The sequence below is a fragment of the Roseateles depolymerans genome (assembly GCF_003387155.1).
GTDB classification, from domain to species: Bacteria; Pseudomonadota; Gammaproteobacteria; order Burkholderiales; family Burkholderiaceae_C; genus Roseateles; species Roseateles depolymerans.
The window spans coordinates 1,768,201-1,784,518 of the sequence record NZ_QUMT01000001.1; the positions used below are offsets into that span (position 1 = coordinate 1,768,201).

Here is a 16,318-nt window from a genome sequence, read left to right on the forward strand (position 1 = left end):
CTCGCGGGAGCGAGGCTCAGCGGACTAGCGGGCGGCACCGCACATGGCCTTGCAGCGCGCATGCCAACGCAGCGTGTCTGGCGCCTGCAGCGCGCATGCCAGCACGCCTGTCCGGCCCGTGCAGCGCTCATCCGCCAGCAGCTCCACCCTCCATTACGCGGGACAGGGCTGACGTCGCTCGCAAACCGCTGCGCGCATAGCCGGCCGGCAGCGCGAGCGCGATCTGACGAACGACCGCACAGAGACGGGTGAACAGGGTCAGGGCAATCATGGCTTCTCCTTGCGGCCCTTTTGGCGGAATTGCCGAGAGGGCATGGATGGCAGCGTGCGCCTGCACGTGGGCGCTGTCCTTGCGCTGAATCAAGCTTGGGCGGCCAGGCCCCCCCGTTGTGCGCTCCCGGTTGCGCCCGGTCAACGTTCACCTTGATGAGGGCGCAGTGCGTTGGCGGCGTTTTCGCTCGTGCCCGTCGCCCGTGGCCTGTTGCCTGTGGCACATCGCCCACCGTCCACCGTCCACCGTCCACCGTCCACCGGTCCGGTCCGGTCCGGTCCGGTCCCGTCATCGTGGCGCCGCCCTGCGCCTCGCCTCCACCGCGACGGGTTCACTCCCGCCCTGTTCAATATGCGGATGCAAACCCGCGCTATGGGGTTTTCCCGCCTAGCTCACCCAACTGTTTTGCAAAACAGCCTCAAACGGTGGTCGAACCTGCTTTTATCCTACTGCTCGCCGCATATTTCACACCCGCGAACAGGGGATCATCGGCTCGATTGAGGGTCGGTAACAGACCCATTTAATTCCTCAAAAGCGTACCTTCTTTAGTGTTTTGTGCCTGGATATCCTGAGTGGGTCGCTGAACCGAAAAGCGCTCGATATTCGGGTTTCAGATAATGAAAGAAGGTCTGCAAGCCAGCGCCCCACCGGCCTGACTTGAGCGCCTCGGTTCCGCGCATTCCCCAAGCTGAGTTGTCCCCCTGGGCCCCTTTGGGCACCAGGCCTGGCCCCGCCGTGGTCGTTTGCCGGAATCCACTTTTATGAACGGTTTGTCATCACCGCTTCTGACGCAGACGCAGATATCGAGTGCATCCCCGCCGTGGTGGCGGGAGATACTTGAGGATCTGGAATCAAGGTTGTCCGGAGATTCCGGATTCCCCTGCGTTTTCTCTAAGAACGCCTTCAAGAAGAAACTCATCCGCTTCATATTTGTGCCGGATGCACAAAATGCCGCCATGGTGCACCTGGCGGCAGGATTGAAGCAATATGTCAATCTCTCCCGGGACTGGGACGGAAGCCTGGATACGGCGTATCCGCTGGTCGTCGGATTCTCCCGGGACGCCATCGAGGCGGATTCCATCGAGGCCTATCACGCCTTCGGCTGGCGGGTGCTGCAGGCGCTGCATGCGCTGGACCCGGCCCCGTGGCCGTCCCAGGTCGGCCAAGACCCCAACGCGGCCGACTGGTCGATGTGCTTCAACGGCATGCCGCTCTTCGTGAACATGAGCCATCCGGCCCACCAGGCGCGCCGGAGCCGGAACCTGGGACGCCACTGCCTCTTCGTGATCAACCCACGGGAGCGCTTCGACATCTTCGCGGGCAACACCCCCGGCGGACGTCAGGTCCGCACCAACATCCGCCAGCGCATCGAGCGCTATGACGGCCAACCGCACGCCCCCCAGCTGGGCTTCTTCGGCGCGGACAGCCGCGAGTGGTGGCAGTACAGCCTGCTCGACCACAACGGCCCGCGCGCCGACCAGTGCCCCTTCCTCCAACGCTCCTCCACCAGGACGCCCACACCATGATCGACCTCATCGTTTCCCAAGGCCGCGTGGCCGACCGCGCCCCGCGCATGATCGAAGGTGCCGCCCGCACGGCGCAGGCGCTGCAGCACCGCTACGGCTTCGGCATCCACGCCATCGGCAGGCCCCAACCCCATGCGAGCGACGATTGGCGAGACAGCCTGCCGCAAGCCCGTGACACGCTGCTGGGCCTTCGCGACGCCATCGACCGCAGCCTGCGCACCCAGCCGCTGACGGTGTTGCTGTCCAACACCTGCTCGGCCAGTCTGGCGAGCCTGCCGCTGGTGGCGCAGACGCATCCGGATGCCGTGGTGCTGTGGATCGACGCGCATGGCGACTTCAACACGCCGGACACCACCGCCTCCGGGTATCTCGGCGGCATGGTGCTGGCGGGAGCCTGCGGGCTGTGGGACAGCGGCCATGGCGCCGGCCTGCAGCCGGGTCAGGTCGTGCTGGTGGGGGCGCGCGACATCGACGCGCCGGAACAGGCCCTGCTCACGCAGGCCGGCGTGCGCATCCTGCCGCCCGCGCAGGTCACGCCACAGGCCGTGCTGGCGGCCATTGGCAATGCGCCGGTCTGGGTGCACATCGATTGGGACGTGCTCGAGCCCGGCCATCTGCCCGCGGATTACGTGGTGCCGAATGGCCTGTATCCGGCGCAGATCCGCGCGTTGTTCGAGGCGATTCCCGCGGCGCAGTTGCGCGGCATCGAACTGGCCGAGTTCAACGCATCGCTCGATGAGACGGTCAATGCAGCGGCGTTGGACGTGATCCTCGGCATCGTCGCGCCCGTCTTCGACCGCCTGGTGCGGCGCTAGGGCCTGCTCCACAGCGCCTGCATCGACCCGCTACCGGGACACATTCATTCATCCATCCATCCATCGATTCATGGGTCCATTGATCCATTGATCCATCCGCCTGCGCACGCCGCAGGCTCATCCAGGAAACCACCATGCCGCTCTACAACAGCATCCTCGACACCATCGGTCGCACTCCCATCGTCAAGCTGCATCGCATCGCACCGTCGCATGTGAGCCTGTATGTGAAGGTCGAATCTTTCAACCCCGGCGGCTCGGTGAAAGACCGCCTCGCCCTGGCGGTCGTGCTGGACGCCGAAGCCAAGGGCCAACTCAAGCCCGGCGACACGATCTGCGAATGCACCTCCGGCAATGTCGGCATTGCGCTGGCCATGGTGGCAGCGGCGCGCGGCTACCGCTTCGTGGCGGTGATGTCGGACTCCTATTCCATCGAACGTCGCAAGCTCATCCGCGCCTATGGCGGCAAGGTGCTGCTGTTCCCCGCGGCGCTGGGCAGCAGCGGGGGCAACCGCATCGCCGATGCGCTCGCGGCCCGGCACGGCTGGTTCCGGGCGCGCCAGTTCGACAACCCGGCCAACCCCGCCTATCACCGGGAGACCACGGCCGCTGAAATCCTCAGCGACTTCGCCGGCAAGCGGCTGGATTACTTCGTCACCGGCTTTGGCACCACCGGCACGCTGACGGGGGTGGGGCAGATGCTCAAGCGGGCCCGTCCGCAGGTGCGCGTGGTGGCCGCCGAGCCGGCCAATGCAGCGGTGCTGGCAGGGCAGCCGTGGCAGGTGCACCAGATCCAGGGCTGGGCGCCCAACTTTGTGCCGAGCGTGCTGGACCCGAGCGTCATCGACGAGCTGCGGTCCATCGACGAAGTCATCGGCCGGGACACGTCGCGCCGGCTGGCGGCGGAGGAGGGCATCTTCGTGGGTCTCTCCGCCGGCGCCACGGTGGCGACAGCGCTGGATGTGGCCCGGGAAGCCCCGGCCGGCACGGTGCTGCTGGCCATGCTGCCGGACACCGGCGAGCGCTACCTCTCGACGTTCCTGCTCGAGGGCGTGAATGAAGGCTCGGACGACGACTGGCTGGACAGCCTCGGAGGGCCGTTGGTCTCCCAGTTGGCCCCGTCCCTTGCCTTCACCGACATCTTCACCGAGCTTCCCATCGACACCGCCACTGAGGCCGCAACCACCGCCGCGACCGATGCATCCACTGGCGCCGTTACCGACGCCGCCACCGATGCATCCACTGGCGCCGTTACCGACGCTGCCACCGATGCCGCGACCGCCGCCGCTACCGACGCCGCCATCCACGCCCAACCCGCCTGACCCCTCAACCAGGAGTTGCCCATGATGGAATTCATTCCTCCAGCCACGCGCTTCGTGGCGCTTCCCGACGGATTCAAGCTCAAGCGGGGCGGAACCCTCTCCGGCGCCCGGATGGCCTATGAGACGGTGGGCCGGCTTAACGCCGCGCGCAGCAATGCCGTGCTCATCCTCACCGGGCTGTCTCCGGACGCCCATGTCTGCGCCCATGAGCAACACCCGGCCCCCGGCTGGTGGGAGGGCATGGTCGGCCACGGCAAGCCTGTCGATACGGACCGGTGGTTCGTGGTCTGCGTCAATTCGCTGGGCAGTTGCAAGGGTTCGACCGGACCGGCGTCGGTCGACCCGGCCACTGGCCGCTGCTACGGCCCGGACTTCCCTGCGCTGTCCATCGAGGACCTGGCCGATGCCGCCGCTCATGTCGTGCGGGCCCTGGGCATCGAGCAACTGGCCGTGGTGGTGGGCGCGTCCATGGGCGGGATGACCGCGCTGTCTCTGGTGGCGCGGCATCCGGGGCTGGCGCGGCACATGATCAACCTCTCCGGCGCGGTCCATGCGCAGCCGTTCGCGATTGCGCTGCGTGCGCTGCAGCGGGAGATGATCCAGTCGGACCCGCAGTGGCAGGAAGGCCGGTATGACGCCGCCAGCGTGCCGATCAGCGGCATGGTCGCGGCCCGCAAGCTGGGGCTGCTCAGCTACCGGGCGCCGGACGATTGGTCCCGGCGCTTTGGGCGGGAGCGGCTGGATGCTGCACTGGCATCGGCTGCAGGCATGCCTGCCATGGACTTTGCGGTGGAGGGGTACCTGGCCTGCCATGCACAGCGGTTCGTACGCGCGTTCGATCCCAATGCTTATCTGGCGCTGAGCCGTGCCATCGACCGATTCGACCTGGGCGACGAGGCCGCGGGCGATGCCGATGCCGCGCTACGACGGCTGCAGCTGGACCGTGCGCTGGTCATGGGCGTGGACAGTGACTTCCTGTTCCCCTTGTCGCAGCAGCGGCAGGTGGCGCAGGGCCTGCAGGAGGGTGGGGTGGGCGTGACCTATCGGGCGGTGAGCTCGCTCGCCGGCCACGACGCGTTCCTGGCCGATGTGGCGCAATTCGGTCCCCCGATTGCGGCCTTCCTGTCCGACGTGGCCAGTGGCGCGCGCTCGGCCGAGGCGGCTTCCGATGTGGGGCAGGCCTCATTGACGGCCTCGTCATCGGTCTCGTCGCCGAGCGCCTCACTCGCGGCATCGACGGCCTCCTCAGTCGCGTCCTCAACGGCCTGCTCAACGGCCATCGCAACGGCCCCGTCAACGGCCTCTTCAACGGCCTCTTCAACGGCCATCGCGACGGCCCCATCAATGGCCTCTTCAACGGCCATCGCGCCGGTCCCCTCAATGGCCGCCTCCACCGCCCCCTCCACGGCTTCCTCAACGGCCCCCTCAATGGCCGCCATCACCGTGACCCCGCTCTGAAAGGCTGTCATGTCCGCTCAACCTGTCCCCACCACCGCCGAGCCCAAGGCGGTGCCTCTTCCCGCCAGCGATGCCGAGGCGGTATCGCCCGGCCCCGCGGCCAGCGCAGCGACACCCAGGCGCGTGGCGCTGGTCACCGGCGCCAATCGCGGCATTGGCCTGGAAATCTGCCGTCAACTGGCTGCGGAGGGCGTTCGCGTGCTGCTCAGCGGCCGCAGTGCCCCTGCCGTCACCGAAGCCGCCCGGCGCCTCGCCAGCGAAGGCCTGGACGTCGAAGCCGTGGTGCTGGATGTGACCGACCCGCGCAGCATCCAGGCGGCGGCGGACGGCATCGGCCATCGCCATGGCCGTCTGGACATCCTGGTGAACAACGCCGCCATCCGGGTGGAGCCCTACGGCTGCGGCCCGTCCGCGCAGCCGCTGGCGCTGTGGCACCAGACCTTCGCCACCAACCTCTTCGGCGTGGTGGCCGTCACCCAGGCCATGCTGCCGTTGCTGCGCCGCTCGCCCGCGGCCCGCATCGTCAACGTGTCCAGCCTGCTGGCGTCATTGGGCACCCACAGCGATCCGGCGTCCTATGCCTACAGCGACATGTTCAAGTCGCTGCCGGCCTACAGCGCGTCCAAGAGCGCCGTCAACGCCTGGACGGTGCACCTGGCCTACGAACTGCGCGAGACCGGCATCAAGGTCAACGCCGTGCACCCGGGCTACACCAGGACCGACATGAACGAGGGCGCCGGGGAGCTGGAGCCCGGGCAGGGCGCGCTGACCAGCGTGCGCATGGCCCTGCTCGGGCCTGACGGGCCCACCGGCCAATACGTGCACATGGGCCGCCAGATTCCATGGTGAGGTCTTGGCGCCCAGGGCGCTGTCGCCTCGCTCAAGGGCCGCTCGGCCCACCCACCTTCATCGTTGTTGCCACGCATCATGAAAACTCTCGCTTTGGTCACCAGTGCCGGCAGCTTGCCGATCGACGTCGACATGCCGCTGCTGCTCAAGGCCTGCCAGACCGTTGGTCTGCAGGCACAGGTCTGTGATTGGGAAGATCCGCAGGTGCCCTGGCACCGCTTCGACGGGGCGGTGCTGCGATCGCCCTGGAACTATGTGGAGGACTTGCCGGCCTTCCTGGCCTGGTGCGACCGGGTGGCGCAGCGCACCCGCTTGTTCAACCCGCCAGCGGTGTCGCGATGGTCCCTGGACAAGCGCTACCTGGCCGATCTCGCCCGCCACGGGGTGCCGGTCGTGCCCACCGAGTTCCTCGCGCCCGACGTGCCCGAGGCAGAGTCCCGGCAGGCGCTGCAGGCGCTGATGGACCGGCATCCTCAATCTGGCGAGGTCGTCATCAAGCCGACCGTCGGCGCCTACTCGCGGGACGTGCAGCGCTTTGCGCGTGCGGCGGCGCATCTGGCGCATCGCGCCATCGTGCGGCTGCAGCAGCGGGGCTGCCATGTGATGCTGCAGCCCTACCTCAGCGCCATCGACCAGGACGGCGAAACCAACCTGGCCTTCTTCGACGGCCATTACAGCCACGCCATTCGCAAGAGCGCCATGCTGATGGCCGACGGCACGGTGCATGTGCCCACCCAGGACCTGCGCCAGGCCCGTCACGCCGACGCGCGGGAACAGGCCGTTGCCGCTCAGGCGCTGCAGGCCGCGGCCCGCCATCTGCAACTGCGCGAGCCGCTGCTCTACGCCCGCGTGGACCTGATCCGCGACCCCCAGGGCCAGCCGCGGGTGCTGGAGCTGGAGCTGTGCGAGCCGTCGCTGAACCTGCCGTTTTCGGAGGGCAGCGCGCTGCGGTTTGCACAGGCGATCGCGCATCGTGTGGGCGTCTGAGGGCACGCTCAACGCTTGAGCAAGGCCTCGGCGGGGCGCGTTGGCAGGTCGGACAGGTCCACCACCCGCACCGGCCGGCTCAGCAGCGTGAGCGCCCCAGCCGCCAGCAACAGCCCGAAGGCGAGCAGGGCGGTGGCCGTGCCATACCGGTCGGCCAGCAGCCCGGTGAAGATCACCGGCAGGCTGAAGCCCACGTAGGCCATCAGGAAGTAGGCGGCGCTGGCGCGGGTGGTCTGGTCCCCGGCGGCTTCCGCCGTCCCGGCCAGCCCGCCCAGGTACACAAAGCCATAGCAGGCGCTGCTGGCCGCCAGCGCCCCCAGCAGCACCGCCACCAGCGTGCCCGACCAGGCCCCCCAGGCCAGCAGTGCATAGGCCGGCACCAGCACCATCAGGCCGATGCGGACCGCGTGACGCGGCTCCTGGCGCCGGGCCATCGGCTGGAACAGCAGGCCGCAGCTGATGGCCAGCATCGTCGCCAGCCCCGAGTAGCGCGACAAGCCATGCGGCGCCAGCACCGAGGGCAGGATGGAAATCACCAGCCCGGTGGTCGCCCAGCACAGCAGGATGGCCGCGCCGAACCACAGCCCCTCCACGGTGAAGTACGGCAGCCGCAGCATCGGCGCCTTCGGCCCGCTGCGGGGCGCCGTCTCCGGCAGCCGCCACACCAGCGCTGCACACACCGCCACGGCGGCCAGGTGCAGCGCAAAACTCGGCGGGGTGAGCGAATCCTGCACCATCAGGCACAGGCTGGTCAGCACTGGCCCGAGACCGAATCCGATGGAGGTGCTGGCGGTCACCCAGTTGGCCGCGCGGGAGGCGCGTGCCGAGCCGAAGAGCTCCAGCATGTAGGCCGTTGCGGTCGCCGACATCAGGGCCGTCCCGGTGCCCAGCACCAGCCGAGCTACCGCCAGGGTGGCGACATGCGGATGCAGCAGCATCAGCAGCGTGCCAGTGGCCGACAGGGCCAGTGCCAGCAGCATCACCCGCCGGCGCCCGATCCGGTCGGACAGGCCGCCCAGCGCCAGCAGCACCGGCAGCACGCCGGCCACGTAGAACGAGAAGGCGATGGTGGTGGCCATGACGCCGACGCCGTCCGCGCGTGCATAAGCGGCATACAGCGGCGCCTGCAGGTTGACGCCGGTGGTCATGACGCACAGCGCGGCGGCCAGCCAAAACGGGTGGGGGGTTCTCTGATGCATGGACGCGAATGCTCCCTTGTGGGCCCCTGGGGCCTGCCTGCATTGCAGGATAGCCACGACATGGGTACAAACACAGGCACAGTTCCCTTGATCCTGTACCCTCCGTACCCATCCGTTTAAGAAACAGTGTCCGCGACCGACCCCCACCATGAATCTTCAGATCCAACGTGACTCCGACATCCCGCTGGCCGACCAGGTGGAGCAAGGCTTGCAGGCCCATATCGGCCGCCGGGTGTACGCACCGGGCGCCCGTCTGCCGTCCATCCGGAGCCTGGCCACCCACCTGGGCGTGAGCCGCAACACGGTCATCGAGGCCTATGACCGGCTGGTCACCCGCGGCCTGGCGCGCTCCCAGCCCGGATCGGGCTACTACGTCGAGGACGGCGCCATGCGCTTCCCGTCGGCGGGCATGTCCAACCCGCGCGATGCGGAGAGCGTCACCGACGAGCTCTGGCATCTCTTCCGCGAGCAGAACGACACGGTCAAGCTGGGCTGCGGCTGGCTGCCTGACAGCTGGCGCGAGAGCGAGGACATGGCCTACGCCATCCGCCAGACCGTGCGCCGGGACCGCAGCGGCCTGTTTGACTACGGCACGCCGCTGGGCAGCCCCAGCCTTCGCAAGGCGCTCAGCCGCCGGCTCTACAGCATGGACATCGAAGCCCCGGTCAACCAGTTCCTGCTGACCAGCGGCGCCAGCCAGGCCCTGGACCTGCTGGTGCGGCTGCTGCTGCGCCCGGGCGACACGGTGCTGGTGGAGACGCCGGGCTACTACAACCTCTTTGGGCTGCTCAAGCTGCAGGGCATCCGCATGCTGGGCGTGCCGCGCACCCCCAACGGGCCGGATGTGGAGGCGCTGGAGCGATTGCTGGAGACGCATCAGCCCAAGCTGTTCTTCCTCAACGGTGTGTTCCAGAACCCGACCGGCAGCACCATCTCGGTGGCGACGGCGCACCGCATCCTGCAACTGGCGGAGCGGCACGATTTCAACATCGTGGAAGACGACATCTATGCGGACTTCCAGACCAGCAGCACACCGCGCCTGGCCGCGCTGGACCAGCTCAACCGCGTCATCTACATCGGCAGTTTTTCAAAGAGCCTGTCGTGCTCGCTGCGGGTGGGCTTCGTGGCGGCGGCGCCGGCGCTCATCAAGCGGCTGGTCGATCTGAAGATGCTGACCAGCATCACCTCCTCACGCTTTGCGGAGGAGGTGCTGGCCGTGATGCTGGAGAACGGCAGCTACCGCAAGTTGGTGGAGCGGCTGCGGCGCCGGCTGGACCGTCAGCTGGCGCAGGCCAGCCGTGTGCTGACGACGGCCGGCTGGCAGCTGTTCTGCCGGCCCAGCGGCGGCATGTTCCTGTGGGCGCGCTGGCCCGGCGTGGACGACGCGACCGAGCTGGTCACCAGGGCGGCCGCACGCGGCGTGAGCTTCTCAAACGGCTCGGTGTTCACGCCGGACCTGGCGGTGTGCCCGTGGCTGCGAATCAACGTCAGCTACATCGATGATCCGCGGGCCATGGCGTTTCTGACCAAGCCGATGTGATCAAGCCGATGTGACCAAGCCTCTGTGATGGGGCAGGGCCTCAGAACCGGTAGCTGCCGCTCAGGTAAAAGAATCGCCCGCGCGGATCGGTATAGCTCGGGTCGTAGCCCGAGATGAAGAAGTAGGCCTGGTTGGAGAACGGCGGCGCGGTGTCGAAGAGGTTCTTGATGCCCGCCCGCAGGGACAGCGCCTTGGTCGCGTCCCAGCCGCCGGACAGGTCCCACAGCGAATAGGCCTTCACCTTGTTCTTGGCCACCACCGTGCCGGTGTCGGTGTCGATGGCGGAGTTCTGGTCGGTGTAGCCGCTGTAGAAGGTGTTGGCCAGGTTCAGGCTCCAGTCGCCGCGCGACCAGTCCAGGTTCAGCCGGTGGCGCCAGCGCTGCACCACGCCATCGGTGACGAAGCGGCCCAGGTTGCTGATGTAGGGGTCGCCGTCGCCGGTCTGGCGCTTGGAGGTGAGCGTCCAGGTGCCCACCAGCTTGGCCGAGAAACGGCCCCACTCGTTCGCATTCGAGCGCAGCTGCAGGGTCAGGTCCAGGCCCGAGGCCTTCTCGCGTCCGCGGTTTTCCTTGCGCAGCTCGATGAAGCAGATGCTGGTGTCGGTGGCGTCGTAGTCGCAGCCGGGCAGGCCTTCGTCCTCGCTGTAGCGGTGCACCAGCGGTTCGTACTTGTCCAGGTTGGACAGGATCACGTCGTCGCCGATGGTGCTGATGAGGTTGCGCTTCTGGATGTTCCAGTAGTCCACGCCCACGCTGAGGAAGGGCGAGGGGTCGGTCAGCACCCCGATGCTGAACTGGCGGGACTTCTCTGGCTTGAGCTTGGCATTGGAGTAGGTGCGTGTTTCCCAGGAGTCCGCGCAGAAGCTCAGGTCGTTGTCGTTCTCGGCCATGCACACCGGGTCCGGCAGGATGGAGGAGAAGGTGACCTTGGTGGGGCGGTACAGCTCGTCCATCGACGGGGCGCGGAAGCCGGTGCCGGCGGAGGCGCGCAGCGTCAGGTCCGGCATCGGTGTCCAGCGCAGGCCGACCTTGGGATTGGTCGTCGCGCCGATGCGCTGATAGCGGTCATGGCGGATGGAGAACTGCGCCTCCCAGCCCTTGGCAAACGGCGCCAGCAGCTCGCCGTAGGCGGCCCAGACCTTGCGGGAGTTGTTGGTGAACTGCGCGTCGCCGGGCGAGCCATCACCCAGGATGTTGTCGGAGATCAGCAGGTCGCTGGCGGCGGAGCTGGAGCGCTCGCGGCGGAACTCGCCCCCCACGGCCACGGCCAGGTCGCCGCCCTCCAGCCGGGTCAGCGAGCGCGTGATCTTCGCGTCGAGCGAATCCATCACGCCGCGGGCGCGTCGCACCTCTTCATTGATGTTGAGGGACTTCAGCAGCGCCAGGCCTTCCGCGCTGGAGGGGCCGAAGGGATTCAGCAGACCGTCCGCATAGGCCTGCAGGGTCTGGTCTTCCGGGAAGTAGCCTCGCACGTCCCGATCGGACACGCGGTTGACGCTGTGGTTGTAGCCCCAGTCGTAATCCCAGCCACCGACGCTGCCATTCATGCCAACGACCACCCGGCTGCCGGTGCTGGTGAGCTGGCTGGCGCGGTTGCCGCCTTCGATCATGCGGGTGCGGACCTCGATGGAGCGGTCATCCGGCAGGGCGTCGCCCAGGCCGGTGGCGTCCAGCGCCGGGATCTTGGACACATCCAGCTCGGCATTGATGCGATTGCTGGTGCCGACGTACCAACTGCGGGCGCGGCTGTAGGCGTATTCAACAAACGCCTGGTGGTTGTCGTTGATCTTGACGACGCCGCGGCCCAGGAAGCCTGTTTTTTCCGTCTTGGGATAGAGCTCCAGGTCCCGCATGTAGTCGTAGGTGCAGGCGTCTTCGCCACCAATGCCATTGGGCAGATACAGCGTGTGGGGCGGCTGGCAGTTGGGCGCACTCAGGTTGATGGTGCGGTTGACGATGGGCTTGCCGTTGATGGTGAAGTTCACCGACTGCAGGTAGTCCCGCTGGTCGCTGGTGAGGCGGATGTTGCCGGGGTAGGTCACGCCGGAGAGCAGGTGGGGCAGCCGCTCGGGAATCTTCAGGTCGGCAATGAAGTCGCGCTGCGAGGTGCGCAGGGCGTCGGTGCGCTGGAAGTCCAGCACGCCGAAGAGGTTGAAGCCGTCGCGGGCGACGTCGCCATAACCGGCGGAGACGGTGCCGGTGCGCTTGCCCGCGCCGCCTTCTCCGGAGAAGCCGCCGTACGCGTCCAGCTGCACGCCCTGGAAGTCCTTGCGGGTGATGAAGTTGACGACGCCGCCAATGGCGTCGGTGCCGTAGAGGGCGGACGCACCGTCCAGCAGCACCTCCACCCGTTCAATGGCGGCGGCCGGGATGTTGTTGAGGTCCACGCCCTGGTCGTCACCCGGGGAGGCGAAGTTGGCCATGCGGCGGCCGTTGAGCAGGACCAGGGTGGAGGAGGTGCCCAGGCCGCGCAGGTTGGCCGAGTTCAGGCCCATCTGGTCCTTGACGCCGCCGGTGCCGATGCTCACGCCGTCGGTCAGGCCCTTGCTGGCGGCGGAGACGGTGGCCAGCAGTTCGGCGGCGGTGGTCACGCCGGCCTTGGTGATGTCCTGGCGGGTGATGACCTGCACCGGCAGGGCGCCTTCATCCGCCAGCCGCTTGATGGCCGAGCCGGTCACTTCCACCCGCTCGAGCTTGCGAGGGGCGGGGTCGCCTTCGGCCGAGGCGCCGGTGGTTTGGGCCAGGACGGTCAATGGCGACAGCAGGGTGAGGCTGACCGTGAGGCCCAGCGCGGCGGCCAGGCCGTGGGGGCGGGGACCGCGGGCGTTTCGTGGGTGGGAGGGGGCGGCCATCGTGGCCACCGCGTTGCATGCGCCCGAAAGAGGCTCCGGGCGCGCGAAAATCCTGTTCATGTCATCTATCCCTGCAAGGCCAATAAGGCATTGGACTCAGTCTAGAAAGCTGTGTCGCCCCAGCAAAGTGGGAGACATACGGGGGAAGTCGCGCAGAAACAACTGGTGGTCGTTTATTGACGAAAGGGAGGGGGAATGACGTTGACGGAAGCGGGATCGCGCGCCGACGCGATCCGGGAGGCGCAGGTCGCCATTGCGTGCCTGTTCCTGGATACCGAGCTGGACAAGGCGGATCTCTCGGCCCTGGCCCGGGTGCTCAAGGGGACAGGGCTGCCGCCGTCGGAGCTGCAGCGGATCTACGAGACGCAGGTGGCGCCTGCGTGCTGGCGCAATCTATGGCGGCTGCCCGGTGGGGTGTGGGGCGGGTTTGATGACGCGTGGCTGATGGATGCCATTCAGCGGCACGGGCTGCCTGCGGGGGCGCGCAAAAGCCTGTTTCAGCGACTGCGCATCCGCCTTTGGACCGCCGGGACGCGGCAGGAATGGGCGCGGGTGTTGCAGCTGTGTTCGGCGGCATGAAGGGGCGAAAGAGGGTCAGCGCCGCGCAAGGGTGGTTCAGCGGGCGTGCGTTTCGCTGTCCTGCCATCGCCGTAGTTGCGCAATGGAACCCGTGATCCGGCGCTCCCAGGCGCGTGCGCCTTGGCGAGTCGCCATCTCCAGCGCCTTGGACAGGAGTCGGTCGGCTTCCCTGACCGGGTCTGTGTCCAACGCCAGGGCGGCTGCAGGGCATGCGGCAGAGCGAGCAGCAGGCCCAGAGGCTTCGTGCGCACGCTGAAGCAGTTTGTCCGCCTTGACGCGCAGCAGTTCCGCCGTGCACCAGGTCTCGGGACCGGTTTCGACCGTGGCAAGGACCGCCTCGGTCGCCAGGCTGGGACACAGGGTGGCCAGCACGTCGGCCCGGCTGCCGGTTTGTTCGCACAGTGCCAACCATTCCGGCGCCGAGGTGGGGTCCTTGACGCTTTCGCACCAGTGCAGCGCGAGTTCAAAGAGCTTGGCCCAGTCGTTCCAGAAGTGAAACGAGTGGCGCTGCGCGAAGGAAGACAGTTGGGCGATGTTGGCTCGCGCCGTGGCCCAGTCCTCGGCGTAGAGGGCGATCGGACAGGCCGCCATCGTCAAGGCCTGGACGGTCGAGATGGCATGCCCAAAGGCCAGGCTGACCTCGACGGCCCGGCGGGCCACTTCCTGGGCCTGGGCGGTGTGCCCGGTGATCCAGAGCGAGCGGGCCAGGTGTGTGAGCGATGCAGTCTGATGCTCGATCTGGAGCTGGGAGTCGAGAAAGAAGTGAATGCCCTCGGGGGGCGACTCCGCCAGCGCGCGGGCGATGGCCAGGGATTCGTGCTGCCGCCCGACCTGGAACAAGGCAATGCCTCGCAGCCGCTGGCGCAACAGGTCGCACTGGGCATAGGACGCGGACTCGACGACCTCGTCGAAGGCCTGCGCAACGCTCAAGGTGTCTGCATAACGTCCCAGGATGTGGTGCCAACCGAATTCCCCGTACAGGCTCAGCAGCTGGAATCGGGTGTTGCCCTCCGCCCTGGCAGCCGCGCCTGCGCGTCGATAGGCGTCCAGCGTCTCCGGCGTCGGCCCGGCGGCGGTGGTCTGACATTGCCCCAGGGTCAGGTACAGGGCCATCTCCAGGGCGCGTGCGTCGGGAAGACCGGCCACGTGCTGCAGCGCCTGCTGGAGGTAGGGCACGCATTCAGCGCTGCGGGACAGTTGCACCCAGATCACGCCGGTGGCGGCGGCCAGCCGGACGCCGGCTTCGGTGGTGGCGGGGTCATTGAAGGCCCAGAGCAGGGCGGCGCGAATGTCTTCAATCAGCGCGCCATGGACCACGTTCCATTGAATCGACGCCAGCCCGCCTGAATCCCGCGCAAAGGCGTCGAAGAGTTGCTGGCATGCGGCGACATGCCGCAGGGCCACCGCATGGCTCTCCCCGCTCTCGGCGAGCTTGTCGGCGGCGTAGGCGCGGGTGGTGTCCAGCAGCCGAAGCCCGACCGCGCCGCCGATGCTGTCGGTGACCAGCAGCGACTTGGCGATCAGCCCCTCCAGGCCATCGAAGACTTCGTCCGCACGCACAGGCGCAAAGGCACTGACCGTGGCAGCGGCCTCAAAGGTGAAGCGGCTGCGGAACACCGAGAGTCGCCTCAGGATGGCCCGTTCGCTGTCGGAGAGGGTGCGGTAACTCCAGTCCAGCGTCGCCTGCAGGGTATGGTGGCGCTGTGGCGACGTGCGGCGGCCCTGGCTCAGCAGCGACAGCCGCTCGTCCAGCAGCCCCAGCAGCCCACGCACCCCGAAGGTGCTGGTCCGCGCGGCGGCAATCTCCAGCGCCAGCGGATTGCCGTCCAGTTTTCGGCACAGCTGCACCAGCGCCGGCATGTCGTCCTGCGCCAGTGGCGGTCCACCGGCTGCTGCGGATCGCTCCATGAAAAGCGCGAGCGCCGAGTAGCGCGGGGCGGACGCCAGATCCGGCGTTGGCGTGTCCGGAAGGTCCAGCGGGGGCAGCCGAACCACCCATTCGCCGCGGATGCGCAGCGGTTCCCGGCTGGTCGCCAGCAGCAGGAGGCCGGGCGCCGCCGTCAGAAGGCGTTCGGCCAGCAGGGCCGCCGCTTCCACGACGCACTCGCAGCCATCGAGCACCATCAACATCCGGGTGGGGGCCAGGTAGGCCATCAGGCTGGCCGTTGGATCGTGGGCGGACACCCGCACCCCGAGGGCCTGCGCCAGGGTGCTGGGCAGCAGTTGGGGATCGCTGAGCGCGGTGAGATCGACGAATCGCACGCCATCCAGACCGCTGCCGGCCAGGCGCCGCGCCGCCTCCAGCCCCACCGTGGTCTTTCCGATGCCGCCTGGCCCCACGATGGTGACGAGTCGGCGCTGCGGAAAGCCATCCACCAGCGCCTGGATAACCGGTTCGCGCCCGATGGAGGAGGTGATGCGGATGGGCAGGTAGTCGTCCGCGCTGCTCTGGGGCGCGGGTTCAGCCCTGCCGCTTTCCCAGGACGGGGCCGGGCTGGATGACGAAGGCGCCATGCCCAGCAGGCGGTAGCCCTTGCCAGGCTGGTTCTCGATCCAGGGCGAGCCGTCGTCCTGGCGACCCAGGGTCTTGCGCAACCCGGCCATGTGGACCCGCAGGCTGCCCGGTTCGACCACTGCGTCCGGCCACAGACGCGCCATCAAGGCTTCGGTTGGCACCAACGCGCCCGAGGCCTGCGCCAGGGTCAGCAGCATCTCGAAGGCGCGGCCTCCCAACTTCACCGGGACACCGTCCCGCGTCAAGCTGCGGCTCTCCGCCACTAGGACAAAGGGACCGAAGCAGATCGGCTGGGTCCGCGACGGGGGGGCTGCTCGGCGTCGATCAGAGGTCATGAGAGCTGGTTGATGTTTGAGTATTCAGCCGTCGCGCTGAAAAAAACCACCAGCCTCAGCAGTTCATGAAGACG

At 67.8% G+C, this 16,318-nt stretch carries 12 protein-coding genes; 8 read left to right on the plus strand and 4 right to left on the minus strand.

Going from position 1 to position 16,318, the window contains the following annotated elements; translation table 11 throughout:
* Positions 1–127 precede the first annotated feature (127 nt).
* The gene (locus DES44_RS24990; protein ID WP_157592965.1) at positions 128–271 is read right to left on the minus strand and encodes a hypothetical protein; all 144 of its coding nucleotides are present in this window, start codon (positions 269–271) and stop codon (positions 128–130) included.
* A gap of 857 nt (positions 272–1,128) precedes the next feature.
* Between DES44_RS24990 and DES44_RS07815 the strand changes: the two genes are divergently transcribed.
* The 6 genes from DES44_RS07815 (at position 1,129) to dcsG (ending at position 7,225) form a co-directional block, all read left to right on the plus strand.
* Positions 1,129–1,797, plus strand: a complete 669-nt coding sequence (locus tag DES44_RS07815) for a YqcI/YcgG family protein (RefSeq protein WP_211326925.1) — start codon at positions 1,129–1,131, stop codon at positions 1,795–1,797.
* The gene (locus tag DES44_RS07820; RefSeq protein ID WP_058935481.1) at positions 1,794–2,612 is read left to right on the plus strand and encodes an arginase family protein; all 819 of its coding nucleotides are present in this window, start codon (positions 1,794–1,796) and stop codon (positions 2,610–2,612) included. The genes DES44_RS07815 and DES44_RS07820 overlap by 4 nt, the downstream gene beginning before the upstream one ends.
* A gap of 134 nt (positions 2,613–2,746) precedes the next feature.
* Positions 2,747–3,931: a cysteine synthase A gene (gene cysK, locus DES44_RS07825; protein ID WP_198164785.1), complete on the plus strand. Its 1,185-nt coding sequence runs from the start codon at positions 2,747–2,749 to the stop codon at positions 3,929–3,931.
* A gap of 21 nt (positions 3,932–3,952) precedes the next feature.
* On the plus strand, positions 3,953–5,389 hold the full coding sequence (gene metX / locus DES44_RS07830; protein ID WP_083525655.1) for a homoserine O-acetyltransferase MetX: 1,437 nt from the start codon (positions 3,953–3,955) through the stop codon (positions 5,387–5,389).
* Between the two features lie 9 nt (positions 5,390–5,398).
* Positions 5,399–6,238: an SDR family oxidoreductase gene (locus DES44_RS07835; RefSeq protein ID WP_083525654.1), complete on the plus strand. Its 840-nt coding sequence runs from the start codon at positions 5,399–5,401 to the stop codon at positions 6,236–6,238.
* Positions 6,239–6,316: 78 nt separating this feature from the next.
* Positions 6,317–7,225, plus strand: a complete 909-nt coding sequence (gene dcsG / locus DES44_RS07840) for a D-cycloserine synthetase (RefSeq protein WP_058935479.1) — start codon at positions 6,317–6,319, stop codon at positions 7,223–7,225.
* 8 nt (positions 7,226–7,233) lie between these two features.
* On the opposite strand, the gene DES44_RS07845 is transcribed toward dcsG, so the two are convergent.
* Positions 7,234–8,574, minus strand: a complete 1,341-nt coding sequence (locus DES44_RS07845; RefSeq protein WP_116001373.1) for an MFS transporter — start codon at positions 8,572–8,574, stop codon at positions 7,234–7,236.
* Between DES44_RS07845 and DES44_RS07850 the strand changes: the two genes are divergently transcribed.
* Positions 8,573–9,964 carry an aminotransferase-like domain-containing protein gene (locus tag DES44_RS07850; protein ID WP_058935477.1) on the plus strand — a complete coding sequence of 464 codons (1,392 nt, stop codon included), beginning with the start codon at positions 8,573–8,575 and terminating at the stop codon, positions 9,962–9,964. The genes DES44_RS07845 and DES44_RS07850 overlap by 2 nt on opposite strands.
* A gap of 40 nt (positions 9,965–10,004) precedes the next feature.
* On the opposite strand, the gene DES44_RS07855 is transcribed toward DES44_RS07850, so the two are convergent.
* Entirely contained in the window at positions 10,005–12,815 is a 2,811-nt protein-coding gene (locus DES44_RS07855) for a TonB-dependent receptor (protein WP_058937457.1), read from the minus strand.
* Between the two features lie 195 nt (positions 12,816–13,010).
* On the opposite strand from DES44_RS07855, the gene DES44_RS07860 reads away from it, so the two are divergent.
* On the plus strand, positions 13,011–13,394 hold the full coding sequence (locus DES44_RS07860) for a DUF7079 family protein (RefSeq protein ID WP_058935476.1): 384 nt from the start codon (positions 13,011–13,013) through the stop codon (positions 13,392–13,394).
* Between the two features lie 36 nt (positions 13,395–13,430).
* Here the strand turns inward: DES44_RS07860 and DES44_RS07865 are convergent, their stop codons facing one another.
* Positions 13,431–16,154, minus strand: a complete 2,724-nt coding sequence (locus tag DES44_RS07865) for an ATP-binding protein (RefSeq protein ID WP_211326926.1) — start codon at positions 16,152–16,154, stop codon at positions 13,431–13,433.
* Positions 16,155–16,318 lie beyond the last annotated feature (164 nt).